General features: G+C 62.2%; 29 protein-coding genes. 15 read left to right on the top strand and 14 right to left on the bottom strand.

Annotation, left to right across the window (positions count from 1 at the left end):
• Positions 1-22 precede the first annotated feature (22 nt).
• Entirely contained in the window at positions 23-688 is a 666-nt protein-coding gene (locus tag EHH60_RS00765) for a phosphoribosyltransferase (protein ID WP_124157635.1), read from the bottom strand.
• A 257-nt stretch (positions 689-945) separates the two neighbouring features.
• Here EHH60_RS00765 and EHH60_RS00760 point away from each other — a divergent pair, with 257 nt between their 5' ends.
• Positions 946-1,857, top strand: coding sequence for a hypothetical protein (locus EHH60_RS00760; protein WP_124157634.1), 912 nt, complete (start codon positions 946-948; stop codon positions 1,855-1,857).
• A gap of 16 nt (positions 1,858-1,873) precedes the next feature.
• Here EHH60_RS00760 and EHH60_RS00755 read toward each other — a convergent pair whose 3' ends face one another.
• Entirely contained in the window at positions 1,874-2,902 is a 1,029-nt protein-coding gene (locus EHH60_RS00755; RefSeq protein ID WP_245454387.1) for a ribose-phosphate diphosphokinase, read from the bottom strand.
• Positions 2,903-2,931: 29 nt separating this feature from the next.
• Positions 2,932-3,498 (bottom strand): HPF/RaiA family ribosome-associated protein, encoded by a 567-nt coding sequence (locus EHH60_RS00750; protein ID WP_124157633.1) that lies wholly within the window; start codon positions 3,496-3,498, stop codon positions 2,932-2,934.
• A gap of 174 nt (positions 3,499-3,672) precedes the next feature.
• Between EHH60_RS00750 and EHH60_RS00745 the strand changes: the two genes are divergently transcribed.
• The 4 genes from EHH60_RS00745 to EHH60_RS00730 all read left to right on the top strand — a co-directional run bounded on the left by EHH60_RS00745 (position 3,673) and on the right by EHH60_RS00730 (position 6,050).
• Positions 3,673-4,101, top strand: coding sequence for a DUF2267 domain-containing protein (locus EHH60_RS00745; RefSeq protein WP_124157632.1), 429 nt, complete (start codon positions 3,673-3,675; stop codon positions 4,099-4,101).
• A gap of 18 nt (positions 4,102-4,119) precedes the next feature.
• On the top strand, positions 4,120-4,785 hold the full coding sequence (locus tag EHH60_RS00740; RefSeq protein ID WP_124157631.1) for a dienelactone hydrolase family protein: 666 nt from the start codon (positions 4,120-4,122) through the stop codon (positions 4,783-4,785).
• 138 nt (positions 4,786-4,923) lie between these two features.
• Positions 4,924-5,352 carry a universal stress protein gene (locus tag EHH60_RS00735; RefSeq protein ID WP_124157630.1) on the top strand — a complete coding sequence of 143 codons (429 nt, stop codon included), beginning with the start codon at positions 4,924-4,926 and terminating at the stop codon, positions 5,350-5,352.
• Between the two features lie 161 nt (positions 5,353-5,513).
• Entirely contained in the window at positions 5,514-6,050 is a 537-nt protein-coding gene (locus EHH60_RS00730) for a flavin reductase family protein (protein WP_124157629.1), read from the top strand.
• Positions 6,051-6,098: 48 nt separating this feature from the next.
• Here the strand turns inward: EHH60_RS00730 and EHH60_RS00725 are convergent, their stop codons facing one another.
• The 10 genes from EHH60_RS00725 to EHH60_RS00680 form a co-directional block, all read right to left on the bottom strand.
• Positions 6,099-6,290, bottom strand: coding sequence for a hypothetical protein (locus EHH60_RS00725; protein ID WP_124157628.1), 192 nt, complete (start codon positions 6,288-6,290; stop codon positions 6,099-6,101).
• Positions 6,291-7,059: 769 nt separating this feature from the next.
• Positions 7,060-7,695, bottom strand: coding sequence for a response regulator (locus EHH60_RS00720; protein WP_124157627.1), 636 nt, complete (start codon positions 7,693-7,695; stop codon positions 7,060-7,062).
• 162 nt (positions 7,696-7,857) lie between these two features.
• Positions 7,858-8,487 (bottom strand): response regulator, encoded by a 630-nt coding sequence (locus EHH60_RS00715; protein ID WP_124157626.1) that lies wholly within the window; start codon positions 8,485-8,487, stop codon positions 7,858-7,860.
• Positions 8,488-8,547: 60 nt separating this feature from the next.
• Positions 8,548-9,753, bottom strand: coding sequence for a sensor histidine kinase (locus tag EHH60_RS00710; protein WP_245454362.1), 1,206 nt, complete (start codon positions 9,751-9,753; stop codon positions 8,548-8,550).
• 334 nt (positions 9,754-10,087) lie between these two features.
• The gene (locus EHH60_RS00705; RefSeq protein WP_124157625.1) at positions 10,088-10,315 is read right to left on the bottom strand and encodes a hypothetical protein; all 228 of its coding nucleotides are present in this window, start codon (positions 10,313-10,315) and stop codon (positions 10,088-10,090) included.
• Between the two features lie 35 nt (positions 10,316-10,350).
• Positions 10,351-11,148 (bottom strand): outer membrane beta-barrel protein, encoded by a 798-nt coding sequence (locus tag EHH60_RS00700; protein ID WP_245454361.1) that lies wholly within the window; start codon positions 11,146-11,148, stop codon positions 10,351-10,353.
• Positions 11,149-11,293: 145 nt separating this feature from the next.
• Complete coding sequence (arcA, locus tag EHH60_RS00695; RefSeq protein ID WP_124157623.1) at positions 11,294-12,556, bottom strand: arginine deiminase; 1,263 nt, start codon at positions 12,554-12,556, stop codon at positions 11,294-11,296.
• 25 nt (positions 12,557-12,581) lie between these two features.
• A complete protein-coding gene (locus tag EHH60_RS00690) occupies positions 12,582-14,015 on the bottom strand; it encodes a basic amino acid/polyamine antiporter (protein ID WP_124157622.1) in 1,434 nt (477 codons plus the stop codon).
• Positions 14,016-14,159: 144 nt separating this feature from the next.
• Complete coding sequence (locus EHH60_RS00685) at positions 14,160-17,228, bottom strand: efflux RND transporter permease subunit (protein ID WP_124157621.1); 3,069 nt, start codon at positions 17,226-17,228, stop codon at positions 14,160-14,162.
• Positions 17,225-18,313 carry an efflux RND transporter periplasmic adaptor subunit gene (locus EHH60_RS00680; protein WP_245454360.1) on the bottom strand — a complete coding sequence of 363 codons (1,089 nt, stop codon included), beginning with the start codon at positions 18,311-18,313 and terminating at the stop codon, positions 17,225-17,227. The genes EHH60_RS00685 and EHH60_RS00680 overlap by 4 nt, the downstream gene beginning before the upstream one ends.
• 291 nt (positions 18,314-18,604) lie before the next feature.
• Between EHH60_RS00680 and EHH60_RS38750 the strand changes: the two genes are divergently transcribed.
• Positions 18,605-18,805, top strand: a complete 201-nt coding sequence (locus EHH60_RS38750) for a DUF3551 domain-containing protein (protein WP_124157619.1) — start codon at positions 18,605-18,607, stop codon at positions 18,803-18,805.
• 204 nt (positions 18,806-19,009) lie between these two features.
• Positions 19,010-19,513: a DUF1269 domain-containing protein gene (locus EHH60_RS00670; protein ID WP_124157618.1), complete on the top strand. Its 504-nt coding sequence runs from the start codon at positions 19,010-19,012 to the stop codon at positions 19,511-19,513.
• Positions 19,514-19,526: 13 nt separating this feature from the next.
• On the opposite strand, the gene EHH60_RS00665 is transcribed toward EHH60_RS00670, so the two are convergent.
• Positions 19,527-20,237, bottom strand: coding sequence for a Bax inhibitor-1/YccA family protein (locus tag EHH60_RS00665; RefSeq protein ID WP_124157617.1), 711 nt, complete (start codon positions 20,235-20,237; stop codon positions 19,527-19,529).
• A 221-nt stretch (positions 20,238-20,458) separates the two neighbouring features.
• Between EHH60_RS00665 and EHH60_RS00660 the strand changes: the two genes are divergently transcribed.
• The 8 genes from EHH60_RS00660 (at position 20,459) to EHH60_RS00625 (ending at position 26,061) form a co-directional block, all read left to right on the top strand.
• Complete coding sequence (locus tag EHH60_RS00660; RefSeq protein WP_124157616.1) at positions 20,459-20,689, top strand: DUF6894 family protein; 231 nt, start codon at positions 20,459-20,461, stop codon at positions 20,687-20,689.
• 128 nt (positions 20,690-20,817) lie between these two features.
• The gene (locus tag EHH60_RS00655; RefSeq protein WP_124157615.1) at positions 20,818-22,257 is read left to right on the top strand and encodes a basic amino acid/polyamine antiporter; all 1,440 of its coding nucleotides are present in this window, start codon (positions 20,818-20,820) and stop codon (positions 22,255-22,257) included.
• Between the two features lie 30 nt (positions 22,258-22,287).
• Complete coding sequence (locus tag EHH60_RS00650; protein WP_124157614.1) at positions 22,288-22,527, top strand: hypothetical protein; 240 nt, start codon at positions 22,288-22,290, stop codon at positions 22,525-22,527.
• 29 nt (positions 22,528-22,556) lie between these two features.
• On the top strand, positions 22,557-23,696 hold the full coding sequence (locus EHH60_RS00645) for an AI-2E family transporter (RefSeq protein ID WP_199751243.1): 1,140 nt from the start codon (positions 22,557-22,559) through the stop codon (positions 23,694-23,696).
• Positions 23,693-24,292: a hypothetical protein gene (locus EHH60_RS00640; protein WP_124157612.1), complete on the top strand. Its 600-nt coding sequence runs from the start codon at positions 23,693-23,695 to the stop codon at positions 24,290-24,292. Before EHH60_RS00645 ends, EHH60_RS00640 begins: the two co-directional genes overlap by 4 nt.
• The gene (locus EHH60_RS00635; protein WP_124157611.1) at positions 24,293-24,778 is read left to right on the top strand and encodes a DUF992 domain-containing protein; all 486 of its coding nucleotides are present in this window, start codon (positions 24,293-24,295) and stop codon (positions 24,776-24,778) included.
• A 147-nt stretch (positions 24,779-24,925) separates the two neighbouring features.
• Positions 24,926-25,483 (top strand): HdeD family acid-resistance protein, encoded by a 558-nt coding sequence (locus EHH60_RS00630; protein WP_199751242.1) that lies wholly within the window; start codon positions 24,926-24,928, stop codon positions 25,481-25,483.
• 338 nt (positions 25,484-25,821) lie between these two features.
• Positions 25,822-26,061, top strand: coding sequence for a hypothetical protein (locus EHH60_RS00625; RefSeq protein ID WP_245454359.1), 240 nt, complete (start codon positions 25,822-25,824; stop codon positions 26,059-26,061).
• Positions 26,062-26,091: the final 30 nt, after the last annotated feature.

Genomic DNA, 26,091 nt, shown 5'->3' with positions numbered 1-26,091 from the left:
CGTCTCCCGGCAGCCTGAAAGCTCACGAGGTTGGTGCCGTCGTCTTCTTAGCCGGGAACCGCTTCAGGATTGCGACGACTTCGTCATCGCTGACCTGGCTGAAATCACGGTAGTAGTAGCCGATCGCGCCAAAGTCGCGCGGCGTATCCAGGCAAACGATCGTGTCGACCTCTCCGTGCAGTCGCTGCAGCGTCTCGAGAGGCGCCACCGGTACTGCGAGGATCAGTTCCTTTGGCCCCCGATTTCGCAGCGCCCGGAACGCTGCGAGGGTCGTCGCGCCTGTCGCAATGCCGTCGTCGACGATGATCGCGACCTGTCCTTTGACGTCGGACCGGGCGCGATTGCCCAGATAACGTTCGCGTCGCCTGTCGATCTCGACAAGCTCCTCCTTGCAGATGGCGTCGAACGTCTCCTCGCTCACGCCGGTCAAATCGACGACGTCCTGGTTGTGAACGATGACAGGCTCCTCCCCGTCCACGACCGCGCCCATCGCAAGTTCCGGCTGCATGGGCGCGCCAATCTTGCGCACCAAAACCAGATCGAGGGGCGCTTCCAACCGTTCCGCCACCTCCGCCGCCACGGGAACGCCGCCGCGCGGCAGTGCCAGGACCACGGGATGGCGGTTCTTGTACTTCACCAAGGCTTCGGCCAACTGGCGGCCGGCATCGTTTCTGTCTCGAAACAGCATATCGGCAGATCCGCTTGAATTCGGCTCAGACTATTGCGCAAGCGGCAGGGATCGTTGATCAGCGTCAAACCGTATCGCTGTTCGTTTGGCAATAAGTTGTCATGCTGGAGCGTCAGGACGAAGTTTCGATCGAGGATGCCGCGAACGACAGCATCTCTGCCTTGATCCGCAAGGTCGCTTTCCTGAGCCGACCCGAGAGCTACAGCCCCGTTCCCGACCGCCTTCAGGTGCGCGAGACCCACATGTCCTGGGTCTTCATGGACGGCGCGCGGGTCTACAAGCTCAAGAAGCCGGTGCGCTTTCCCTATCTCGATTTCTCCACGTCGGCTCGCCGAAGGACCGCGTGCCTGGCGGAAGCGAGCCTCAACCGCCGGCTTGCGCCTGACGTCTATCTCGGCGTCGTGCCCCTGACCGAAAGTGCCTCGGGCTACGCGATCGGCGGCCACGGTCCAGCCGCTGACTGGCTTGTCGTGATGCGCCGGCTGAACGAGGATGAAACGCTCGAAGCCATGCTTCGCAGCGTCAAAGCTCGCAACGCCGACGCCGAGCAGCTGGCGACCGTTCTCGCGCGCTTCTATTCGCATGCCGCGCGGGTCCTGATCGAGCCGGAAACTTACCTCGCCTCGCTGCACGAAGCCGCCATCCTTGATTGGCGAGTTCTCCTGAACAGAAGCTTCGGCCTGCCGCATGGCACGATCCTGCGTGTCGCGTCCGCTCAACGGCGATTTCTCGAACAGGATTCTCAAACACTTATCGAACGGGTCTCGCGAAGGCTCGTCGTCGATGGTCACGGCGACCTGAGGCCGGAGCACATCTGGCTGACGCCTCCTTATCCCATCATCGACTGTCTCGAGTTCAATTCCCGTTTGCGAGCCGGCGATGCATTGGACGAGATCGCGTTTCTGCATCTGGAATGCGAGCGGCTCGGCGGCCGATGGTTCGGTGACGCGATCCGCCGACGGTTGGCACGCACGCTGCAAGACGATCCCGCGAGCGGCGTATTCCTGTTTTATCGAATTGGTCGCGCGATGCTGAGGGCACGCTTGTCCATCGCGCATTTGCTCGATGAGCACCCGCGCACACCCGATAAATGGCCCCGCCTCGCGCGTGCCTATCTCGCCCTCGCCGAAGCCGACGCAAGGCGGCTCGAACGGCTGCTCGTCCCATGATCGAAGCAAGGCTCCGTCAGGCCTGGTACATCAACAGATCGGCCAGAGATTCGTTCTGATGTAGCCGTCTGATGGCTTCGGCGAGCAGCGGAGCCGCCGAGATCACCTCGAGCTTGGCACGCACAGGCCCGGGAGGAAGCCTGAACGGCGGAACGGTGTCCGTGGCGATGATGTGATCGATCGAGACGTCCGCAAGTGTCGTCTCGGCCCCCGGCATGAACAAGCCGTGGGCAACACACGCAACGACGGTTGTCGCGCCATGCGCCCGCGCCGCCTTTGCCGCACGGACCAGGGTTCCCCCACTGCTGATCAGGTCATCGACCACGACACAGAATGCATCCGTCACATCACCGGCAAACAGGTCGCCGGACACCCGGCCCGAGCTGCGATGCTTCTCGACGAAGGCCTTTCCTATTGGCCTCCGCAACGCCTTCTCAAGAGCCTCGCGCAACAGATCGGCTCGCTTTCCACCACCCAGATCCGGGGACACGACGCTGATTGGCCTGTCGCCTGCGATCGACCTGATCTTTTCGATCAGCAGCGGCGCCGTCGTGAGTGCAACGGAAGGACAGCGAAAGGCGTTCTCGAAGGCAGCTTCGTTGTGGACGTCCAGCGTCACGATCCTGCTCGTACCGACGGCCTCGAACAGGGACGCCAGATAGCGGATGGTCACGGGATCATTATCCTTGGTTCGGCGATCCTTTCGCGCATAGCAAAGATATGGCGTGACCGCAGTCACGCTCGTGGCGCCCGCGTCCTTCAGCGCGCCGGCCAAGAACAGCAGACGACAAAGCTTGTCATTCGGGCTTTCGACGGGGCCACCATGAAGACTGTGAACGACATAGACGTCGCAACCGGCCACCACATCGAGCGGACGGATTTTGTGCTCGCCGTCGCCAAAGCTGCGCTCTTCATGAGCAGCCAGCGTGCAGCCCAACGATGTCGCGATGCGCTCGCCCAACTCGGTGCTGCCGTCCAGGGCGAACAGGCGCAGCCGATCGCTACGGGTCAATGCGGTCCGAGGCATCCAGCTACTATCCATCATGGGCACTCCACAATGCGATGATGGAGCACCTAGGTCCGCAAGCCGTGCTTGTTCAGAACCCTGACTGTGCTGGCCTGCGGCCCCTTGTCTCCGAGCTCCTCAACAAAGCTGACTTGCGAGCCAACCGCGATGTTCGCGCGCCCCTCCACAACGCTGTTGCAATTGAAATAAATCTCTTGGCCGTCGGTCCCTTCCAAAAAGCCGAACTCGCCGCTGGGATCGATACGCACGACGGTTCCAACCGGCTCTCCGTCGTGGAGCTTAGTCTGGCCTTGCATCACACGCACCTGGTCCTGCAGCTGCCGCCGCGCGCGCTTGAATGCATCGTCCACCGCAAAGGTGAGATCGGCGTACCGCTCGTCCTCCTTGGGTGTCCGTCCGACATTGACCTCGCGCCCTTCGGGAAGAGACAGCCGGATGCTCACCTGGTACTGACCGCCTGTCTTGTGACGGTTACCGGGGCCTCTCACGATAATGCGGCCCGCTGTCGCTCGACCGTAGCGCTTTTCCAGCTCGGCGATGTGCCCGTCGATCGCAGCTTGCAGCTTCGGGGACGGCATCACGTGTTCGAATTCGATTTGAGCCGGGGTTTGCATGGTTACGCTCCTCCTGTCAGGCGATTAGTCTGAGCACACGATGCGTCCAGAGCTTTGCGCGAGATCAACCCGATGCGACTGGCAATCCAGGTGGGGAACCTTGCGGCACATCAAAGCAGGCCGGCCCGAGCCTACAGATAATCGCCGACCTGTCTCTGATCCGGGAGCAACATCATGAGCACATCCACGGGTGTGACTGCGTTGGACCATTCGGTCCAGGAAACAAATGTCTGGCTCAAGGCCATCGACGAGCAGCTGGCCCTGGAAAACCGTCATCAAGCCTACAATGCGTTGCGAGCCGTCCTGCATGCGTTGCGCGATCGCCTGCCGCCGGAAGTCGCTGTCAAGCTCGGGGCTCAGCTGCCGATCATGGTGCGCGGCATCTACTACGAGGGCTGGCATATAGCGGCAACGCCGACCAAGGAACGGCACATCGAGGAGTTTGCGGCACATGTCGCCAGGGAGCTTCCGCCGCAGTTCCCCATCACTGCGCTCGGGGCAGCCCGCGGCGTTTACGAAGTGCTGTGGGAGAAGTTGGATCCCGGCGAATTCGAGAAGTTGATGGCCCATCTTCCGGCGCCGCTCAAAAATCTGCAGGGCTGACCGGACCATGGACGATTCATGAAACGCGACCGATCGCTCGACGTTCTCATTCCGCCGCTGGAGCTGGCAGGAACGCTGACGCTGCCGGAAAAGGCTCGTGGCCTGGTCGCGTTTGCGCACGGCAGTGGCTCGAGCCGGTTCAGCACCCGGAATATTGCGGTCGCGCAGGGACTGAACGCACGCGGCTTCGCGACATTGCTATTTGATCTTCTCACGCCGCAAGAGGAGCAGGACCGCTCGAACGTCTTCAATGTTGCAATGCTTGGACAACGGCTGGTCGGGACTGTCGACTGGCTTCAAGGCCTTGAACCTGCGGTTGCCAGCCTCCCTGTCGGATTGTTCGGCGCCAGTACCGGCGCCGCGGCCGCCCTCATCGCGGCCGCTCAGTTGCCTCACCGAATTGCCGCGGTGGTCTCTCGTGGCGGACGTCCGGATCTTGCCGGCGAAGCCCTGCCCCATGTTCGCGCGCCGACCCTGTTGATCGTCGGCGGCGCCGATCTCGGCGTGATCGAGCTCAACAAGGAGGCGCTCTCCTGGCTTGGCGGACCGTCGGCACTGGAAATCATTCCCAATGCAACGCACCTGTTTCCCGAGCCGGGCGCCATGAACGCCGTCATCGAACATGCCGGCCGATGGTTCGGGCGGCATCTGCAGGCGCCAACGTCAGTCCGCGCCGCAAGCTAGGGGAGAGACCATGCAGCTCCTGTCCAGTGCTTTTGCCGACCGATCGGCTATTCCGCGGCGCCCGGTACGGCCTGAGCAGGATCAGTTCGGTGCCGATCAACCGCCGCAGAATGCTCAAAATGCCCAGGGGACTTTCTCATGACCAACATCATGGTGGCAACCGACGGATCGAGCGGCGCATGCCGCGCGATCGACGTGGCAGCAGAGCTTGCCAGAGCGTTGGCATGCGATCTCCTGATCGTCACGGTTGCCGATCGACTTCTGGGGGAAGAGGTTCGCCAACTTCCGCACACCGGAGCCACCGCCGGTGACCTGTTGGAAGCGTTGACGGGGCAGACCCTCAAGGCCGCGCAAGCCCGTGCGCGCGAAGCAGGACCCATCCGCATTGAAGTTCGAACATGTTGGGGTGACGTCACGCAATCCCTGATCGATCTCGCGGCCCAGACGTCGACCAAGATGATCGTCGTGGGACGGCGCGGACGCGGCCAGCTGGCAGGCTTGCTGCTCGGCAGCGTCTCCCAGAAGCTCGTCAGCCTCGCTCCTTGCGCTGTCGTCGTCGTTCCCTAACGCACGATCCGGAAACGTGCGAAGCGGTTCTCCGAAAGGATCATGCTCAAACAATAACCTAAAGCACGATGACGTTTCATCCGAATCTTATCGCGCTTTTAGAGCCGAACGGCCGCAAACCGCGTCAATGCTCTCAGGCCGATCGGAAGGTGGCAGCCGGGATGGTTTTTCGACAACGCGCACTTTCGAAGGTCTACCAGCTGATCGAGCCCGGCCCCGTCGTTCTGCTGACGACGGCCAGCCGCGGGCGCCCCAATGTCATGACCATGTCGTGGCACATGATGGTGGAGTTCGAGCCGCCGCTCATCGCGTGCATCGTCAGCGAAGCCAATTTCAGCTTCGCCGCGCTCCGCTCGACTGGGCAAGCCGTGATCGCAATTCCGCCACGCAGCCTTGCCGATACGGTCGCCGGGATCGGCAATTGCTCGGGCCGCAACAGCGACAAATTCGAGCGCTTCGGGCTAACGCCTCTGCCGGCGACCCTGGTCGACGCCCCTCTGGTCAAGGAATGCTTCTGCAATCTCGAATGTCGCGTGACGGACACCAGCATGGTCGCGCGCTACAATCTGTTCGTTCTCGAGGTCCTCCGCGCATGGATCGATCCCGCCCGGAAGAATCCCAAGACGCTTCACCACCGCGGATACGGCGCCTTCGCCGTGGACGGCGCCACGATCAAGACGCAGTCCAAGATGAGGTAGTCGCGCAACGCGCGAGTCCGGAGCAACTCAGGCCGCGGGAGCGATGCTTCAGCGGTACCAGCAATGACCGCGCCGGCAGACGCGATGATGAGGATAGATCCAGCGCGGGCCCCAGCAGGAACGATACCAGTGATAGCCGGTCTCGCCCAACCGGTAGCAGCCGGCCACCGCGCTCGTGGGAGCTAACGCGCCGGTCGCTACGATCACAGCGGCGGCGGCGAACATGACAAGTTTCCTCATCTTGTTCTCCTCGAAGAGCCCAGAAGCGATGTATTTGTCTCGATTAACCGACGTTGCGCGTTGAGTTAAGTCAACCCATGAGAAAGCCTCGCCGCCGCTCGTTCATGGCCCCTCCGGACATTGGACATTATCCGCGGCAGGCGAGTTCAGCGCCAAGGGGCCCATCCGATCATCGCGTAGCGTCGCCAGGCGAAGGGGCAGATTGGAACGGGTGAAGGGAATCGAACCCTCGTACTCAGCCGGGAAGTCTTCGATTTCCTTTGCAGTCTCAATGCAGCTTCTGACAATTCACGGCTTTTTCGCTCGTTGAGATCGTTAGAGAATTCTTCGTTGTCAGAATACCGTCGTGCCGGCTGCAGACCCGCAACACGGCATACGCCTTGGTACGATCCACGACTTCACCTTAGCTCTGAACTTTCGGAAGTGGGCTGGGGATCTCAGCGAAGGGGACCAGTCCGCGCGCTTGCTGCAAGGCGCCCGTCATCTCCACCCAGCAAGAGCCAGCGTTAGCCAGCGTGGGGCAGCCCAGTGCATCAAGGGCCAATTTGAGCAAGATTCGGCCAACCGGTTCAAACAAGGGCGAGCTCCAGATACCCCCGGCCACCACCATCTCGCAGCCCATTAAAGACGAATTCGGATTCAAAATCAGAGACCCGCTCCATTGCTCCTCGGTTTTCCTGTCGGGGCGCCGTTCGGTGGAGGCATTCTTTACGGACCGCTGGAATCGTCGACGGTGCTTTCTTACTATGATCCCCGGTGCAGACCCCAATCAGGGAGAGACCAATCTTTTGCGGACAGCATAGCGAACCAGCTCGGCGGTGGACGACATCCTGAGCTTGCGCATGGCCGAGGCGCGGTGTGTTTCGACCGTCTTGACGCTCAGCTTCAGGATCGCGCTGATTGACCTGTTGGTGTGGCCTTCTGCAATCAGTTGAACCACGCTCTCCTCGCGCGACGTCAGCAGCATATCGGCCCGGTTCTGCTTGTTCGCCTGGTAGTCGCGGAGCAGCTTCTCCAGGAGAACGCTCGTGAAGTAGGGCCTGCCATCGAGCAGAGCTTCGACCGCGGAAAGGAGATGATTACGAGCGTCCGACTTGAACAGGAAGCCTCGGATTCCGGCCAGAATGGCTTCTGTCAGGAGCTCCTCGCTTTCATGCATCGTGAGGATGAGCACCTCGGTTCGAACGTGAAGCGCCCTGAGGCGGCGGCTGACCTCCAGACCGTTGATGATCGGCATCGAATAATCGACAATCACGATGTCGGGCCTGGTTTCCAGCGCGAGCGTGACCGCCTGCTCACCATTCGTCGCCTCGCCGCTCACGATCCAGTTGGACCGCGTTTCAACGATCGCACGAAGTCCGGAACGCACGATTTCATGATCGTCCGCAATCAAGATGCGTTTCACGGGTCGTTCCCGTTTGCCTAACCTCGCCCAAGCCAGATGGGATTGGGCGGTCATCGGCCGATGTCGAACGATCATACGGCGTCCACAAGAACGGGTTATCCAGCAAAACCCTGAGAGATGCAGGCGAAGGTACTGACAGCCATGGACGGCCACGGCTTGCGATCAGGCCTCGATCAGTCCGGTCCGCACCGCGTATCGCACGAGGCCCGCCGTCGAGTTTACCTCCAGCTTGCGCATCGCCGCTGCACGATGTGCCTCCGTAGTTTTAACGCTGAGGTCGAGGATCGCGCTAATCCCCTTGTTGCTGTAGCCCTCTGCAACCAGCTTGACGACGAGCTGCTCGCGCGCCGTCAGCCCATGGTGGTGACGCTCGCCGTGAGAGCCCGGCCCACCATCGAATTCGGCAATGCTGTTTGTACAGAACGGCCTGTGCATCAGCAGCGACTCGACAGCCGCGAGCAGCAGCTTGTTCGCATCAGACTTCACCAGGAAAGCGCGGGCGCCGGCCTCGAACGCCTGCTGCGCGATCAGACCCGAATTGTGGACGGAGAAGATCAGGATCTCCGTTTGCAGCCGATGGTCCCTGATCCGCCGCGCCACCTCCACGCCGGTCATCTTCGGCATCGAGAAATCCAGGATGGCGACGTGGGGCTGGCTCTGGATCGCCGCGGCGACTGCCTTGCCTCCGTCAGTAGCCTCGGCCACCACTTCCCAGTCCGCCCGCTGTTCGAGGACCGCCCGCAAACCCGATCGCACCGCTTCGTGATCGTCGGCTATGAGGATACGTTTCATGCAGCACACTCCTCGTTCTTGACGGCGGTTCGGGTCGCGCCCTCGACCCGCCGCCGCTGGCTAGTGTTCTTTCGCTGATCGTGTGCCTGTACTGGCCCTCGTATTGATCGTGGTCCTTCGTCGATTGCGTCTATTCACTGCAAGCACGTACGGGAAGACCGCGGATAGAACGGTGCCGGAATGCGGCGCCATCCGGTTGGACTCGATGGCGAGCGTACCTCCGATCTTGTGCAGCCTGGCGCGCATCGCGGGAATTCCGACGCCGCTCGACAGCGTCTTGACGCCGGGCCTGCCGGGGTTAGGAAAACCGCGTCCATTGTCGCTGATCGTCAACTGGAAACGGCTGTCCACAACATCGATGACGATCGCCACCTCCGTCGCTTTCGCATGACGGAAGACGTTCGTCAGTGCCTCCTGAATGACGCGCATCAGCGAGCGCTTTACCTCATCAGGCAGCCGCTCGACCTCCGGCACGATATTCACCCTTACATGCAACGAGGTACGCGCTGCGAACCCTTCCGCGTAGCCTTCGATTGTGTCCTTCAACCCGTCACCCGTCAGATCCCGCGGATGCAGCAGATAGGCGAAGGCCCGGAGTTCCCGGAGTGCTTCATCGATCGACGCGTCGATTTCGTCGCAGAGCCGTTCGGCGGTTTGCGTGTCGCCAAGCTGGCCGCGGATCCGCATCAGACCGAGGCTCGCGGCAATCAGATGTTGACAGGTCGAATCGTGAAGATCGGAGGCGATCCGCTGCTGAATGCTCTCCTGAACCGACAGCAGGCCAGCTTCGACATCCAGCCCGTTCCTCCATGTGGTGGCGTCCTCGAAGCAAATGTCGCGCGACTCGCAATGGCAGCCGATCAACCGGACGACTCCGCGCGTCGCAGGATCCATGACCGGCATGACCGTCGTTTCCATCGTGCGGAGCGAACCACCGAACGACAGCCGCTGGCGGATCCTGATCTCAGCCTCCTCCGCGAGGCTCGCCCCCAGCGCCTCGCAGACGGATCTCGCGTCGTCCGCGCTCAGGCAATCGAATACGTCCATGTCGAGTACGTCTCCCGACGACACGCCGAGCCGAGACTCGAATGCCGGATTGATGCTCTCGTAGACGAAGTGTCCGCAAAAGGAGGGGCGCGCGACGAAGAGGAGATCTCCAGAAGAGTTCCAGTAAAGCTCCTCGGTCGATGGCTGCAAACCTACGCGCAGCCAGCGCTTGGGACTGGTTTGCCTCGACTCTCTGGTGGGGGAGCCATGTAGCTTCACTGTACTACTCACTCTATACCGGCGACTCAATAGCGGGGTCTCTCCCCACCCCGCCGGCGAGAAATCCTCCACCGAATTCGGAATAGCGCACCTGCGGGGTCAATCAACTATACACCCAGCGAACCGCTCGTTCAACATTAGGTAGTATTCGTGGGAGATTGAAATCCTGGCCTTCATAAGGGCCGCCGAATCTCAAATCCGATGCAATAGAGAGTAAAAATGTCGATGCGCGGCGAGGTGAGCCCGAACGACATCGTCGCGCCGCCATCCGTGGTCGCCGAGTGTCCTCCACCGTCCTCCTCGCATACAGCGATGGACGGGCTCGCCGGCCAGGCTAACGGCTATTGCTCGTGTCCGACTTCTTCTTTCTGGTCGCCTTCGCGGGCGGTGCTGCCGGGGCCGGCACAATTGCGAGCGGGTGAGATGGTTGCTCCAGACGGCGCGTCGCGGCATCATCCCGAAGTGCATCGGTATCAAGTCGATGGCTACGATCGACCGCATCACGAGGATCGGCCTGCACGACCGTCGTCGTCATGCTTGAGACGATGAGGCAGGTCAGCATTAGAGGGCGTCTTGCCGGCATTTCTCGAGCACCTCTCAAAAGGCGAAGTCCAGCCGCGGACCGATGCGAACATCCCTGTATCGTCGCAGAGGGACGTTCGACGTTCGAGCTTCGTACAGCACTGTAGTCGTAAGCGATACGTTGGTGGCGAGATTATACTTCAGACCCACGTCGATCGAATAGAGCTGATCCTGACGACCGGCATTGAGTCCGTCGGTGAACCAAGCTGCCTCGAACAATGGTGTGCTCACGACCGACCATTCGGGATCCAGCTTGATCTCAATCCCGAGCACCGCATCAAAGCGCCACCGGCGCGCTTCGGCCAGATCCGAGAAACGATAGGTCAGGAGCAGCAATGGCGAGAGGGTCACATTGCCGATGGGGAAATCACGGGCCACCGAGCCCATGACGTCGTTGGAGGTGAACGCCAGATCGCGGAAGACGCCGTCGAAATCGTAGCGATTCTCATAAATTGCTGAAAAGCGCCAGTCGCCCCAATTCTGCGTCAGGCGTGCGCCCATGCGAGCCACAGCGAAGTTGCCGTCCTTCTCCCGTGAAAAGGCGTCGTACTGCGCGCGCGCGTAAAGCCGGTACGAGAGATCGTGACTGAGGTTGCCGTCCAGCCTGACGCTCACGTCGGGCTCGTAATAGCCGTCCGCCCGGCGGTTGTCGCGTGAAAACAGCGCATTGTCGGTGAAGGTCGGCGAGATGGAACCGACGACGCTCCAGGACGGAGCGGAGAGGTACGGCACGGCCGTGCTGGCTTTGAGTTCCGTGAGGTCAAGATCGGCCGCGTTCGCGGCATGTGCACTCAGCAGGCCGAAGATCGGCAAGAGAATCCCGCACCTTCGCATCGCGCCCTCCCGACGGCTAGATGCATCGCGACTCAGCTTTAGGTTGAGATCGAATTATGGCGTGTTAATGTTCTCCGCACAGATCAGTGGTTGATCTTCTCGGCCGGACAATTCTGCGGTGCCGCTAGTAGTCGGCGGCATCTCTGATGATCGGGCAGGTCATGCAGTGACCGCCCCCACGACCTCGTCCGAGCTCCGCACCGACGATGGTGATCACCTCGATCCCCTCCTTGCGCAGCAAGGTATTGGTGTAGGTGTTGCGATCGTAGGCGAACACGACACCGGGGGATGCGCAAACGAGATTGGCGCCGCTGTCCCATTGGGTTCGCTCGCGCAGATAGGCGTTGCCCCCCGTCTCGACCACGCGGAGCTTCTTCAGCCCGAGCGCCTCCGCCACGACATCCACGAAGGGCTTCTCGTCCTTGCGCAACTCGATTCCGGCGGAATTGTCTGCCGGCCGGTAGGAGAACGCCGTGATGTTGTTGACGATGTCGGGATAAAGCAGCACGCAATCCCGATCAGCGAAGGTGAAGACCGTATCCAGATGCATCGCCGCGCGGAGCTTGGGCATGGCCGCCACAATGACGCGCTCGGCAGCCTTTTTCCTGAAAAGAGCGGCAGCAAGCTGGCTGATCGCCTGTCTCGATGTCCGCTCGCTCAGTCCGATCAGGACATTGCCCTTCCCGATCGGCATCACGTCACCGCCTTCCAGTGTGGAAAGGCCGTGATCCTGAGTCGGATCTCCCCACCAGACATTGACCTTGCCGGCGAAATCCGGATGGAACTTGTAAATGGCGGCGGCGAGGATCGGCTCCTCGTGACGCGCTGGCCAGAACAGAGAGTTCAGCGTCACTCCGCCATAGATCCAGCAGGTGGTATCCCGCGTGTACAGCGTGTTCGGCAGCGGCGGCAGCAGATACTCGGTCATGCCGGCCGCCTCCCGGATCAACCGGAGCATTTCACCGCCATGTGCGTCGGGGAAATCGTGGGTCGACAATCCGCCGATCAGGGTTTCCGCCAGCTCGCGGGGGGCGAGGCTTTCCAGATATCCGCGGAGCTCGTCAATCAGGCCGAGACCGACCTGGTTTGGGACCACCTGATTGTCGAGGATCCATCGCCTCGCCTCCGGGATGGCGACGGTGTCCGTGAGAAGATTGTGCATCTCGACGACCTCGATGCCGCGGTCGCGCATCTTCTGCACGAAGTCGAAATGGTCGCGCTTGGCATTGTCGACCCACAGAACGTCGTCGAACAGCAACGTGTCGCAGTTGGTAGGGGTGAGGCGCTGGTGCGCGCGGCCCGGCGAGCAGACCATTACCTTGCGCAACTGACCGACTTCCGAATGAACGCCAAAAGGAAGCGCTCCGTTTGATGTCTGTTGTGCCATGAGCGCACCTCCGCAATCGATCCGCCTAAATCGTGATGTAGCCGGTGGCGAGGCCGTGAATGCCGACGGCCGCGCCAATCGCAGCTACGATGAAGATGCCCCACTCCACCGGTGCAAAAATCCTCGCCTTCTGTTGGACCCGCGCCCAGACATACAGTGCCGTACCGGGCACGTAGAGTAGCGCGGACAGCAGCAGGTATTTCATTCCGGCCGCGTAGATCAGGAAGAGCGTGTAGATGACGGCGATGCCGGTGAAGATCAGATCGCGCCTGTGCTCGCCCGCGCTCTTCTCATACGTCTCGCCGCGCTTCACCAGCAGCAATCCGTAGGCGGCGACCAGGAAGAACGGAATGAGGTTCATGACGCTCGTGAGATTGAGCATCAGCGAGAAGGCATCACGGGACCAGTAGGTGCTGATGACGAAGAGCTGCACCACGATATTGGTCAGCCAGAGCGCGGCAGCCGGCACGTTGTTGGCGTTTTCGGTACCGAACACGCGCGGCATATCCCGGGTCCGACCGGCCGCGGAGAGCACCTCTGCGCAGATTAGCGACCAGGCGAGATAAGCGCCGAGCACCGAGACCAGGAGCCCGACGCTGACGAAGACGGCGCCCCAATGCCCCACCACCGCCTCCAGCACCGTCGCCATTGACGGTTGCCGCATGCCGGCAATCTCCGCGCGCGGCAGCACGGCGTAGGGCAGCAGGGTGACGAGCACCATGAGGCTCGTGACGACCAGGAAGCCCAGGATCGTCGCCGCGCCGACATCGGACCGCTCCTTGGCGTAGCGAGAATAGACGCTGGCGCCTTCGATCCCGAGGAATACGAACACCGTGACCAGCATGGTCGCACGGATCTGCTCGAAGAGCCCCTTGTCCGGCATGCCCTCGCCACCCCAGAAGTTGGCACGGAACAGGTCGGCCTTGAAGGCGAAGATCAGGATGGCGATGAAGATCAGGATCGGCACGATCTTGGCGATGGTGACGATCGTATTGATCGCGGCGGCCTGTTGCACGCCGCGCAGGATCATGAAGTGGAATAGCCAGATCCCGATCGAGGCAACGACGATCGCAATGACCGTGTTGCCGTCGCCGAACACGGGAAAGAACGCGCCCAAGGTCGATTTGATCAGGACCCAGTAGGACACGTTGCCGATGCAACTGCCTATCCAGTAACCGAGCGCCGACAGGAATCCGGGATAGTCGCCGAAGCCTTCTTTTGCATAGGCGTACACGCCGGCATCGAGATCTGGCTTTCGCTCGGCAAGAGACTGGAACACGCGCGCCATAGTGTACATGCCGCCGCCTGCGATGCACCAGGCGAGGATGGCGCCAAAGGGACCTGTTGCAGTGCCGAAGGTACTGGGCAGCGAGAAGATGCCGGAGCCGACCATGGAGCCGACGACCATTCCCGTCAGTGCGAACAGTGAGAGCTTCTGGGCCGATGTCGTCGCAGTCATTGGATGGCCTCGAAGAGCAAGCGAAGACCGGCGCCGTCATCGATGTCTCGAACGATGCGTTGCCGACCTCCCCATTTCGAGATCGAACCATGCGCCGTGGCCTCGGCCCGGCCCATCAGGTGATTACCTAGTCGACGCCCGGGATTACCCTCGCGCCGAGCTGGAAGCATCGGAAGCTGGCGCCATTTCTTTGCCGCCGAACCAGGTGACATACAAGGTCGGCAGCAGCACCAGAGTTAGAACGGTTGCGACGAGCAGGCCGCCCATGATTGCAAAGGCCATCGGCCCCCAGAAGACGGTCGGCGCTATCGGGATCATGCCGAGTACGGTTGAGACGGCCGTCAGCATGATGGGACGAAAGCGAGAACTGCTGGCATCCACTGCCGCCTGCCAGGGCCCCTTCCCTTGCGCGCGCTCCGCCTCGATTTGCCCGACCAGGATCACCGCATTCTTGCTAGTCATGCCAAGCAGCGCCAACACGCCGAGGATGGCGACGAAACCCAGCGGCCGTCCGGACACGAGCAGCGCCGCGACGACGCCGATCAGGCCGAGCGGCGCGACGCTGACGACCATCAATAGCCGCGGAAAGCTCTGCAGCTGCACCATCAGCACCGTGAACATGACGAACAGCATCATCGGCACGACGGCCATCACGGAAGCCCGCGACTTCCGGCTCTCCTCCACTGTGCCGCCGACCACGACGTCGTACGAGCGCGGCAGGGTGGCTCTCAGCTTGGCGATAGCAGGAGCCAGCCGATTGACCACCGTCTCCGACGGTAACTCCTCGGCAAGGGCGGCCCGCACCGTCAGGGTAGGCACGCGATCGCGCCGCCAGACCAGCGGAAACTCCTGACCGTATTCGAAATTGGCGAACTGGCTCAGCGGAACGGTGCGTCCCCCCGGTATCGGCACTTGCAGCGTCCGCAAGCTCGCCAATGAGACGCGTTGCTCGTCCGTTGCGCGGGCCACCACGTCCACGAGGTAAATATCGTCCCGCACCTGGGTCACGGGCGCGCCTGATATCACAGTGTTCAGAACGATTGAGATCGCCTGCGAGCTCAGGCCGAGACGGCGCGCCTCATCCTGGTTGACGCGAACGCGGATCTGGCGATCCGGCTCCATCCAGTCGAAGTTGAGGCTCTTGGCCCTGGGATCGGAGCCGACGATCCGCGCGACTTCGACGGCGATGTCGCGCACCCGCTCGACATCGGGACCGCTGACACGATATTGCAGCGGCCATCCGACGGGCGGACCGAGCCCGAGCGGCGAGACCGAGGAGATGGCGTTCGGGAATTGATCCGCAAGGAACCGTTCCAGCTTGGCATGCAGGCGCTCGCGGGCCGCAATGTCTCTGGCCACAACAACCGCCTGGGTGAAGAACTCGTTCGGCAGCTCGACACTGAGCGGCAGATAGAAGCGGATCGCACCGCGCCCGACATTGGTGCTCCAATGACCGACGTCGGGGTCGCCGATCAGTACCTCATCGAGGCGTTTCGCCGCCGCCTCGCTGGCAAAGATCGATGCATTCTGCGGCAGGCTGATGTCCACCAGAAGTTCCGGCCGATCGGACAACGGAAAGAACTGTTGTGGAACGAGGGGAAGCGCGAGCACGGAAGCGAGAAAGAGCGCAGCCGTCGCGCCTATGGTCAGCCATTTGGCGCGGATCGCCAGGACCAGGAAATGCCGATACAAGCGAAAGACTCGGCCGGGCTCATCGGCTGTCGCCTTGGGCGGCTCGAGGATGGCGACGCCCAGCAGCGGCGTGAAGATGACGGCGACGAACCACGATGCCAGGAGAGCGATCGCAACCACGACGAACAGCGAGAACGTGTATTCGCCGGCAGCACTGGCCGCAAAACCGACCGGAATGAACCCGGCGATCGTTACGAGGGTTCCCGTGAGCATGGCAAAGGCATGCGTGCGAAAGGCGTAAGTCGCGGCCGCAATCTTGCCGTCGTCCAGCGCCAGGCGATTGAGCGTGGCATCAGTCGTGGTCATGGCGTCGTCGACCAGCAGCGCGAGCGCGATGATGAGAGCGCCGAGGGAAATTCGCTGCATATCGATGCGAAGAAACTCCATGGTCGGAAACACGATCGCAAGCGTGAGCGGAATAGCCAGTGCGATGATGAGACCCGGCCGAACGCCGAGACTGATGAAGCTCACGACGAGAATGATCGCGATCGCCTGCACCAGCGACGTCATGAATTCTCCGATCGCCTCGTCCACCACGGCGGCCTGATCCGCGACGAGGCTGGGTTCGATTCCGATCGGCAGATCGGCCGTGATCCCTGCCATCGCGGCCTTGATGTTCCTGCCGAGAGCGAGAATGTCGCCGCCCTCCCGCATCGCGATCGCGAGCGCGATCGCCGGACGACCATCGACACGGAACAGTGGTTGTGGCGGATCGGCGTAACCCCGCCGCACCGTCGCAAGATCGCTCAGACGCAGCGTGCGGCCGCCGGCCGTGAAGTTGATGTCGACAATGTCCTGCTCGGACTGAAATCGTCCGGACACCCGAAGCGAAATTCTCTCGGTCCCCGTCTGGATCGTACCGGCCGGGATCACGATATTCTGCGCCCCCAGGGCGGCGATCAGGGCCGCGCGATCGACGCCGAGACTTGCCAGCTGCTGTTTCGAGAACTCGACGAAGATCACTTCGTCCTGATTGCCCAGCAGCTCGATCTTAGCGACATCGGGCACGCCCAGAAGGCGCGAGCGGATTGCCTCGACGCGGTCACGCAGCTCGCGCGGGGTAAATCCGTCGCTGGTGAATCCATAGATGATGCCGAAGGTATCGCCGAAATCGTCATTGAACGCCGGTCCGATGATTCCCGCCGGCAGGGTGTGGCGGATGTCCCCGATCGTTTTCCGAACCTGATACCAAGTATCGGAAACGTCCCTCGCGTTGGCGCTCCCCTTCAAGTTCACGAAGATGGTCGTGAGGCCGGGCCGAGTGAAGCTGCGCAGGAAATCCAGATGCGGAGTCTCCTGCAGCCGGCGCTCGAGCCGCTCGGTGACCTGCTTCATCGTCTCATCGGCTGTTGCTCCCGGCCAGGCCGCTTGAACGACCATAGTCCTGATGGTGAATGCAGGATCTTCGTTCCGGCCCAGCCGCAGATAAGACAGCGCACCGGCGATCACCGCGGCAATCATCAGATAGATGACGAGCGGGCGACGCCCGAGTGCCCATTCCGAGAGGTTGAACCCGGTCAAGGCTCCGACCCGAGTACGCGCACCCGCTGACCCGGGTGAAGTGCCTGCACGCCTGCGGTCACCACGATCTCGCCGGTGTCCAGGCCTTGCGCGATGATCACCTGCGCCTGATCAAAGCGCAGCACGTCGACATTGCGGATGGACACTGTCTTCGTCGACGGGTCCAGGATCCAGACCGCCGCCTGCCGATTCATCCTGGTCAGCGCGGTCGCCGGAATGTCGATCATTGGCCCGCCGCTGATCTCGACGTGCCCTGTTACAGTCGCCCCCAGTCGCATTGCGGCGGGCGGATCGTTGAGTCCAACCTTGACCTCGAAGGTTCGCGTCACCGGGTTGGCCTGCGCTGCAATCTGCCGAATGCGCCCTTTTGCTGTCACCGCCGGGTCATCGGCCAGACTAACACTCACCTGCAGATTGGCCGGGGCCGCGCGCGCGAATTGGGCCGGCACGTCGAAGACCGCATCCCGACCATCTTGCCGCGCGATCCGCGCAATCGTCTGTCCGGCCTGTACGACCTCTCCGGCGGCAGGCCCCGTTTCGGTGATCTTGCCGGGCGCGTCGGCCCGCAACTCGGTGAAGCTGACCTGGTCGTGGGCAGAGCTCAACTGAGCTTCTGCCATTTCGACATTCGACTGGGCCGTATGTTGCGCCTGAGTTGCAGCCTCGAAATTGGCGCGCGTCGTCCATCCCTGTGCCAACAGCGTCTGCTGGCGTTCGAAATGATTGCGGGCCTGAGTGAGCTGGCCTTGGGCTGCGGCAAGGGCAGCCTGCGCCTGCCGCAACGCGCTCAGTTGGTCCTGAGATTCGAGCTGCGCCAGCAGCTGGCCGCCTTCGACGCGCTCACCGAGCCGGATGTCACTCGAATGCAGCCGGCCGGAAATTCGAAATGCCAGGCTCACTTCGTCTTCAGCTTCGATGCGGCCGGAAAACGTGAGAGGCTTCAGTTGCTCCCGCTTCTCGACCGTCACGGTGCGAACGGGACGCGGAGCCGGCACGGCGTCCGTCGCCTCGTCCCTGTCACAAGCGCTCAGCAGCCACGCAGCAAGCGCTCCAACAAGCGTCGTATTCAGAGATCGCAGCTGCATGAGTCGCCCCATCCGCGCCACTGAGGATTTTGCGGAGAATTCATCCCACTTGTATCAGCAAATCTACTTAGCGTCCTCGGGTATAATCGCGATCGAGCAATCCGCGTCGCGGCCCGGAAGATTCCCGCAGCGAAGGTCAGGCGATCACCTGATACCCGACATGCGCAGACAGTGCATAAACCCGGAGCTGCCACCGTTGCGGCGCGTGCGGCGCATTCGCCAAAGCAGCGGCGGGTTTGACGAGCCCGCGATCAGGGCTGCGGGCGATTGGTAACGAGAGGAGACACCGAGATGAGAAAGCTGGTTTTGCTGTCCACCGCCGTCTTCATAGCGCTCAGTGCCATGGGTTCGTGGACGCCAGGACAGGCGCAGGATCTGTCGTGGTGCAGAAAGTTCAAGGGAACGTTGACCTGCATGTACGATACGCGGGCCCAGTGCCGCGCGTCGGTCAGCGGGCGGCATGGGACCTGCGTCCCGAATCCGCGCCGCTAGGGACCAATTGATGGCCGAGGTATCAGCGATGGGGCGGCGCGAGCGATGTCGCTGTGCGCCACCCCTTCGGGAGCAATCATCAGCGTCCAAACTCCCATCGGGACATTCCCTACCGAGGCCTAGGGTTTTCTCCGATCGCCCGAGGCGACGCCGGCGCGGTAGCTTCCCCGGGTCCCCTTGCTATGCTCCAACCGGGAGGTCTTCATGTCCGATCTGGTCGCCATCGTCTATCCGTCGGAGGCGAAAGCCGAAGAAGTCCGTCAGCGATTGCTCAAGCTGCAGAAGGAATATTTGATCACGATCAACGACGCCGTGATCGCCGTCAAGACGGACCAAGGCAGCATCAAGCTCAATCAACTCGTCAACACGACGGCCATGGGCGCGGTGACGGGGAGTTTCTGGGGCCTCCTGATCGGTGTTCTCTTTCTCAACCCGATCCTCGGAGTTGCCGTAGGCGCTGCGTCCGGTGCGCTCGGCGGCGCTCTTTCAGACGTCGGCATCGACGATGCTTTCATGAAGAGCCTCTCCGCCAACCTCCAGCCGGGCAACGCCGCCCTGTTCGTCTTGATCAAGCACATGACCGCTGACAAGGTGATCAAGGAGATCAAGGACGCAGGCGGCGTCGTGCTCAAGACCTCCCTCGACGAGACCAAGGAGAAGGCTTTGCGCGACGCCCTCGCTAGCACGGTGGAGCAGCCGGCGCCCTGAGCCGCCGCCTCCCTCAACGTCGCCCGCCTGCAAGACGCAGCAGCATCAGGAAAAGGTTTAGGAAATTGAGGTAGAGTGACAGCGCGGCAATGACGGACTTTCGCCCCGCAGCGGTGTGGTCATCCGTGCCGTCATACATGGCCTTGATTCGCTGCGTGTCATAGGCCGTCAATCCGGCGAACACGCCGACCCCCACGATCGAGATCAGCCAGTCGAGCGCGGTCGACCACAGGAACAGGTTGACGATGCTTGCGACAATGATTCCGATCAGTCCCATGAGCAGGAAGGTCCCTAATCCCGAAAGGTCGCGCCGGGTCGTGTAGCCGAAGAGACTGAGCGCCCCGAACATTGCCGCTGCAACAACGAAGACACGGGTGATCGACGAGCTGGTGTAGATGTGCAGCAGGATCGAGAGCGAAATGCCGACCAGGGCGGCGTAGACGAAGAATAGCAGTCGCGCGGTCGGCACCGACAAGGTATCGATACGCGAGCCGAGAAAGAACACCAACCCAAGCGGCGCCAGGATGAAGACCCACATGAGCGGGCTCTGCAGCAGCGCGGGACCGGTGACCTGGTAGGTCAGGCCGGCGGCGACGGCCGTCAAGGCGACACCCGCGGCCATATAGCCATAGATCCGTAACATGTACTGGCGTAGTCCGGTATCCACGGTGATACGGCCGACAGCGACGTCCGTCGCGGCCAGGTTCTCATCGAGATTCGACATCGCATCCTCCTCTTGGCTTCCCAGCACACGACAACGCTAGGGTCTGCCGCGACTGAGCAACATCGGACAATCACCCGAGGACGTCCGGTGAAAACACTCTCTCCCGAAGGGGCCCGGCCCTCATTGCCGATCCGTAAGGCTGGAACTTCCTTCGACCTTTGGCTGAGACACCTTGCGCTTTTGTCACTGGAGACGGGAGGCGCGATGACCTAACCGGAAGCATGCGCTTCTTCTTTCATATTACCGACCGATACGGTGTCTCGCCCGACGGGATCGGATTCGAATTCGGCGAGGAGGACGCGGCCGTCCTGCACGCCAGGTGCCTTGCCGCCGAACTTGCAAAGTCCGGCGAGCTCTTCCGTGGCAGTGTCGTGCTGGTCGCCCGGGAAACGGAGCCGGCGTCCTGCCACGCGAGTGAGGACGACACCGCCGCTTACCGTCGCGAAACCTGACTCGGCGGCCGCCGATTTCCTGCCCCTCTCCCTACAGACAATCCCTGATGTGCCTACGCGGAAGCCGGCCTTAAGGTCTGGGCAAGGAGGCCGCGAGTGCAGCCGCCTCGTATCGGAAGGCATCCATCATGGTTGCTTCGACAAGCGAGGCCGATCGGAAGCTTTCGCGCAATGCGCTGATCGCCCTGGTGATCGGGTCGATGGTCGGCTCCGGCATCTTCGCATTGCCGGCTCAGTTCGGGCGCACCACGGGCGCTTTGGGAGCGATCATTGCCTGGATGATTGCTGGCACCGGCATGTTGACTCTGGCCTTCGTGTTCCAATCCCTATCCCGGCGCAAGCCGGAGCTCGATGCAGGCATCTACGCCTATGCCAAAGCCGGCTTCGGTGACTACATCGGCTTTGCGTCCGCCGCCGGCTACTGGATCGGCTGTTGTCTTGCCGACGTTGCCTGCCTCATCCTGATCAAGGCCACGCTCGGCCAATTCTTCCCCGTGTTCGGCGACGGCACGACGCCGGTAGCCATCGCTTCGGCCTCCGTGCTGCTGTGGAGCGTCCATATTCTAGTGCTGCGCGGCATCAAGGGGGCTGCCGCGCTCAACACCGTCACAACTTTCGCGAAGATCATCCCCATCGTGCTGTTCATCGTGGTGGCTGCGGTCGCCCTGAACCGCGGGCTTTTCTCCGACAATTTCTGGGGAACGACGGAGCCCGACGCCGGGCAGGTGTTGAGCCAGGTCCGCAGCACGATGCTGCTCACGGTGTTCGTCTTCGTCGGCATCGAGGGCGCGAGCGTGTATTCGCGCTACGCACGAAGGCGCGACGACATCGGCATCGCGACGGTGACCGGCTTTCTGACCGTTCTCTGCCTTCTCGTGCTCGTGACACTCCTGTCCTACGGCATCCTGCCGCGGAGCGGTCTCGCGGACCTACCGACACCATCGATGGCAGGCGTGATGGAGGCCATGGTCGGCCCCTGGGGCGGTGTGTTCATCAGCATTGCATTGCTGATCTCGATCCTCGGCAATTACCTGTCATGGTCCCTCCTTGCGGCCGAGATCCTGCACTCAGCGGCCATTCAGCGCACGATGCCGGCCTTTCTGGCGCGCGAGAACGTTCACAAGGTCCCTGTCGGCGCGCTTTGGCTCACCAACTGCGTGATACAGGCGTTTCTTCTTGTGAGCTGGTTCGCCGAATATGCCTTCACGCTCGCCCTCAAGATGACGAGCGCAATGACACTGGTCCCGTATTTCCTCGTGGCGGCGTACGGCCTGAAGCTCGCATGGAGTGGTGAGGCCTATGCTTCCGGCGAGCGCGCCCGCACCAGCGAGGGGATCTTCGCTTTCGTAGCGACGCTCTACGCGGCGGGCATGATCTACGCCGGCGGGGCGAAATTTCTCCTGCTGTCCGCGATCCTCTACGCGCCGGGAACGCTGCTGTTCCTGATCGCCAGGCGCGAACGCAAGGAGCGGCTGTTCAAGCCGGTTGAGTCCGTCCTGTTCGGCGCAGTCGCCATCGCCGCAGGAATCGGAATCTACGGCCTGGCCGTCGGAGCCATCTCGATCTGACCGATTGTCGCTGACCACATGGAGGCGAGGATGAAGATCTGGACCAGCTATCGTACCTTGTTCCTCGGCGCGTTTGTGGCGGCCGCCGTAGCATCGAACATTTCCCTAGCGCAGCCGAAGGACGATACCGTGGCTCCGCCGAAGCAGACCGGCACGGCCGCCACGGGCGATGCGAGGCCCAATACCAACACGAATCCGTTCAAGCATCGCTATTGGCGTCATCGCGGCGGCAAGCATCCGCACTATGGCAGCCGCCGCATCCGCACCTGAGGCAGGGTCACATGACGGCGGACCGATCAATGAGCGATGCCCGGATCGGGCCTGAGCGGGTCCGCGGCAGCTTTCGGAGCGAGAGCCCGGCAGACCAATCGGAACACGCAGGGCGACGGAGCCCGCTTGCAATCGGCCTCACCTTTCTCGCCGCAGCCGTGGCCCTGTTCCTGGTCTGGCAAACGGTCTCCAGCCTCTTGATCGTGTTCGCGGGAGTGCTCTTCGCGGCCTTCCTCGATGCCGCGGCCCGGGCTCTGGCACCTGTGCTGCCGCTCAACCGCATCTGGCGCCTGACATTCGTTCTTCTGCTGCTGTCGGCGCTATCCGGCTTCGGACTGGTGTGGGGAACCGGCAAACTGCCGGAGCAGACGCGTCTGCTGCTGAAGGTCATGGATGCCCAGGTCGACATCCTCCAGGAGCATCTGTTGTCCTATGGCGTGGACCTGCTCGGCCCGGAATGGGGGCGCGACTTCGCACAATGGCTGTTCGCCGATCAGGGCCGATTCCTCAGCCATGCACAGTTCCTGCTCGGCGGCGCCTCGAGCCTTCTGACCGCCGTGCTCGTGATCCTGTTCCTCGGCATTCTCTTCGCCTTCAATCCCGTCAGCTACCGCGAGAGCCTGGTCGTGCTCGTCAGGCAATCCTACCGCGCCCGCACGCGTGATGTGATGGACGAGATGGGTAGCGTGATGCGATTGTGGTTCGTCGGCCAGTTGATCCGCATCATCTTGATGACGCTCTGCGTCTGGCTTGCGCTCTATCTCATCGGCCTTCCAGGCCCATTCGTTCTCGGACTTCAGGCGGGACTATCGAACTTCATTCCCTATCTTGGGCCGATCGTCGCAGCATTACCGATCGCGCTCGTTGCGACGCCGCTCGGGGCGTCGCTGCTGATCTGGGCGGTCGTTGTCTACACCATCATCCAGTCGATCGAGGGGTACGTCATCGGACCTCTGATTCAGCGCCATGCGGTCGAAACCCCGCCGGCCTGGACTTTGGTTGCGATCGTCCTGCTCGGGGCCTTGTTCGGCGTCATGGGGATTGCGCTCGCGATGCCGCTCGTCGCAGTCGCGCGGGTGGCGGTCGTCAGGTTCTATATCGAGGACTATCTCGGCGATCGGATGGCAGCGGCAATGACCGATCAGCTAGTCGGGGGCGAGCAGCCATGAGCGAGATCGATACACAGCAGCACAACGACCATGTACCTCGACAAGCGCGTTCCGGAATGGCGCGCCTTCTCTGGCAGCAGCTTCCCTATGTCGTCGCGCTCCTGCTCGCCATCGCAGGTGTTGCCTACACCAACGTCTCGCACCAGCCGCTGGTCGGGTATTGGGAATTCCTGGCGCTGGCGATCGGCGCGGTCTGCGTCGTCACCAAATGGCCGGAGACCGAGGGCCGGGAGGGCCAGATTCGCCTGATCTGGACCCAGGCGCTGCACTGGATCGCAGTCCTGATCACGATGAACATCATGCTGGTCTCAGGAGTTCAGCAACTGCTCCCGACGCCGGCAAGCGGTCTCGTCCTGCTGACCCTGCTTGCGCTCGGCACGTTCCTCGCGGGGATCAGCCTGTTGTCGTTGCAGATCGCCTTTCTCGGCCTTGCAATGGGCGCAGCCGTCCCGGCGATCTCGTGGCTGAAGCAATCCATCTTCTTCTTCCTGCTCGGCGCCGTGCTGCTGATCGGGCTGGCCATCTCATTCTGGCTGCGCCAGGACGGCAAGCCATCGCGCGCCCCACCTGAATCAAAACACCAGGCAGAGGCTTGAATGCGACAGTCGCAATATCTCGCAGCCATCAGCGTCGTCGCTGTCCTGTTGGCCATCCCATCATTCGCAAGCGCAGAGAGATTTAGGGTCGGCAGACTGTTGTGCTTCTCGGAGCCGCGCGTCGGACTGGTGCTTGGCTCGACACAGGCTCTGCGCTGCGTATTCGATGGGCTACGGCCGCCGCGCCAATACACTTACGAGGGACGAATCAGGCGTGTCGGCCTCGACCTCGGCGTGACCAGCGCCGGCACGCTATCCTGGGCCGTGTTCGCCAGGACGTCGCGCCTTGGTGCCGGCACATTGCGCGGCAGCTATGTCGGCGCGAGCGGCAATTTCGCCTTTGGCCCCGGCCTCGGCGCCAACGTCCTGATCGGCGGCTCGCGCAGGAGCATCATGCTGCAGCCGATCTCGATCGAACGCTCTATCGGGCTCAATCTCGCGGCCGGCGTGAGCCATCTGACACTGGGGCCGCGCGGCCCGCGATGAGGTGCCTCCCGGCAGGAAAGCTAGCAACAAGTTGGAATGAGAATATTCCCGCCCCACAGCTACGGGTTTCGTCCGATGTTGGACTTGCTGGTTCAACGCTACGATCGAAGGCGTGTCGATCGGGGCGTGACCAGCCAGGAGGTTCGCATGACAGTTTACGACAGCCGCGACGATTTCAACGCGCTGGGAGCTCCGCCGCTGTGGGCTTGTGCCCTCCTCGGCATCGTGCTGATCGCCGCCGGGTTCGCCGCCCTCGGCGATCTCGCCTTCGCCACCGTCATCAGTGTCAAGTTCATCGGGATCACCGCACTCGCTGCCGGCGCTTTCGAGATCGCGCATGCGTTCTGGACGAAGGGCTGGGGCAGTTTCGCGTGGAGGATCGTCCTCGGTGCGCTCTACCTTGCCTTCGGCTTAATCCTGCTCACCCAGCCCGCCTCAGGCGCGCTGATCCTCACTTATCTCCTGGGCGCGATGCTGCTCGCATCCGGCGCCGTTCGATGCGTGCTGAGTTTCGCCTATTGGCGGCAGAACGGCTGGATGATGCTGATCTCCGGCGTATTCGCCATGATCGCAGGCGTGCTCATCCTGTTCAGCTTCCCTAACATCAGCGTCTGGGCTCTCGGCTTCCTGCTCGGTGTGGACCTGATCTCACATGGCCTCGCCTGGCTGCTCTACGCCCTGCAATCGCTGCGATCGACCGCGTGACATAGGAGGACAACACATGGATGCTGCTGCCAGCCGCCGTGCCCTTCTGGGCTTTGCAACCAATGCCATCGCCGCCGCCGCGGTCGGTGCCGCCGGGGTCCGCTTGATCGGTGTAGCTGAGGCGATGCCGGTCGATCCAGATCCCCGACGCGCCATCAAGTCATCGGACCTGATGCAGGCGCAGTGGGGACCACCCCCGCATCCCGGCTGGGGCCGTCCGGTGCGCCGACGCCGGCACCGGCGTTGGGTCTGCTGGTGGCATCGCGGCCGACGCCGCTGCGGATGGCGTTGGGTGTAGGCCGTCTTGCCGAGGCCTTGCGAAGCTCATGGAGGTAAGGATGCGCGACAGGAACCAATGGGCGCCTGCCGTCTTGCTGGCCGGTCTGATGGCCGCGGCGAGCTGGTTTTGCGTGTCGATCTGGCGATCGACGCCGATGCCACTCTATGGAAACGTCATCCTGACCGGAGCCGTGGTTCTGATCCTCATCCTAGGCTGCGGCCTCATCGCACTGATGTTCTATAGCCATCGCAAAGGCTACGACGAGCCGGCCCGCAGCAACAGGACGCAGCGGGAGTAACGCAGTCCGCCGGCCCCCGAATGAAGTGAC

Source organism: Bradyrhizobium sp. RP6, from assembly GCF_003837805.1.
Classification (GTDB): Bacteria; Pseudomonadota; Alphaproteobacteria; order Rhizobiales; family Xanthobacteraceae; genus Bradyrhizobium.
Note: the sequence above shows the minus strand (reverse complement) of the source record. Positions and strands in the feature narration are given on the sequence as shown.

Bases quoted from the DNA above. Each gene is read 5' to 3' on its own strand.
- EHH60_RS00765 (WP_124157635.1), bottom strand. From the start codon at position 688: ATGCTGTTTCGAGACAGAAACGATGCCGGCCGCCAGTTGGCCGAAGCC.
- EHH60_RS00760 (WP_124157634.1), top strand. From the start codon at position 946: ATGGACGGCGCGCGGGTCTACAAGCTCAAGAAGCCGGTGCGCTTTCCC.
- EHH60_RS00755 (WP_245454387.1), bottom strand. From the start codon at position 2,902: ATGATGGATAGTAGCTGGATGCCTCGGACCGCATTGACCCGTAGCGAT.
- EHH60_RS00750 (WP_124157633.1), bottom strand. From the start codon at position 3,498: ATGCAAACCCCGGCTCAAATCGAATTCGAACACGTGATGCCGTCCCCG.
- EHH60_RS00745 (WP_124157632.1), top strand. From the start codon at position 3,673: ATGAGCACATCCACGGGTGTGACTGCGTTGGACCATTCGGTCCAGGAA.
- EHH60_RS00740 (WP_124157631.1), top strand. From the start codon at position 4,120: ATGAAACGCGACCGATCGCTCGACGTTCTCATTCCGCCGCTGGAGCTG.
- EHH60_RS00735 (WP_124157630.1), top strand. From the start codon at position 4,924: ATGACCAACATCATGGTGGCAACCGACGGATCGAGCGGCGCATGCCGC.
- EHH60_RS00730 (WP_124157629.1), top strand. From the start codon at position 5,514: ATGGTTTTTCGACAACGCGCACTTTCGAAGGTCTACCAGCTGATCGAG.
- EHH60_RS00725 (WP_124157628.1), bottom strand. From the start codon at position 6,290: ATGAGGAAACTTGTCATGTTCGCCGCCGCCGCTGTGATCGTAGCGACC.
- EHH60_RS00715 (WP_124157626.1), bottom strand. From the start codon at position 8,487: ATGAAACGTATCCTCATAGCCGACGATCACGAAGCGGTGCGATCGGGT.
- EHH60_RS00705 (WP_124157625.1), bottom strand. From the start codon at position 10,315: ATGCTGACCTGCCTCATCGTCTCAAGCATGACGACGACGGTCGTGCAG.
- arcA (WP_124157623.1), bottom strand. From the start codon at position 12,556: ATGGCACAACAGACATCAAACGGAGCGCTTCCTTTTGGCGTTCATTCG.
- EHH60_RS00690 (WP_124157622.1), bottom strand. From the start codon at position 14,015: ATGACTGCGACGACATCGGCCCAGAAGCTCTCACTGTTCGCACTGACG.
- EHH60_RS00680 (WP_245454360.1), bottom strand. From the start codon at position 18,313: ATGCAGCTGCGATCTCTGAATACGACGCTTGTTGGAGCGCTTGCTGCG.
- EHH60_RS38750 (WP_124157619.1), top strand. From the start codon at position 18,605: ATGAGAAAGCTGGTTTTGCTGTCCACCGCCGTCTTCATAGCGCTCAGT.
- EHH60_RS00670 (WP_124157618.1), top strand. From the start codon at position 19,010: ATGTCCGATCTGGTCGCCATCGTCTATCCGTCGGAGGCGAAAGCCGAA.
- EHH60_RS00665 (WP_124157617.1), bottom strand. From the start codon at position 20,237: ATGTCGAATCTCGATGAGAACCTGGCCGCGACGGACGTCGCTGTCGGC.
- EHH60_RS00660 (WP_124157616.1), top strand. From the start codon at position 20,459: ATGCGCTTCTTCTTTCATATTACCGACCGATACGGTGTCTCGCCCGAC.
- EHH60_RS00655 (WP_124157615.1), top strand. From the start codon at position 20,818: ATGGTTGCTTCGACAAGCGAGGCCGATCGGAAGCTTTCGCGCAATGCG.
- EHH60_RS00650 (WP_124157614.1), top strand. From the start codon at position 22,288: ATGAAGATCTGGACCAGCTATCGTACCTTGTTCCTCGGCGCGTTTGTG.
- EHH60_RS00645 (WP_199751243.1), top strand. From the start codon at position 22,557: ATGAGCGATGCCCGGATCGGGCCTGAGCGGGTCCGCGGCAGCTTTCGG.
- EHH60_RS00640 (WP_124157612.1), top strand. From the start codon at position 23,693: ATGAGCGAGATCGATACACAGCAGCACAACGACCATGTACCTCGACAA.
- EHH60_RS00635 (WP_124157611.1), top strand. From the start codon at position 24,293: ATGCGACAGTCGCAATATCTCGCAGCCATCAGCGTCGTCGCTGTCCTG.
- EHH60_RS00630 (WP_199751242.1), top strand. From the start codon at position 24,926: ATGACAGTTTACGACAGCCGCGACGATTTCAACGCGCTGGGAGCTCCG.
- EHH60_RS00625 (WP_245454359.1), top strand. From the start codon at position 25,822: ATGCGCGACAGGAACCAATGGGCGCCTGCCGTCTTGCTGGCCGGTCTG.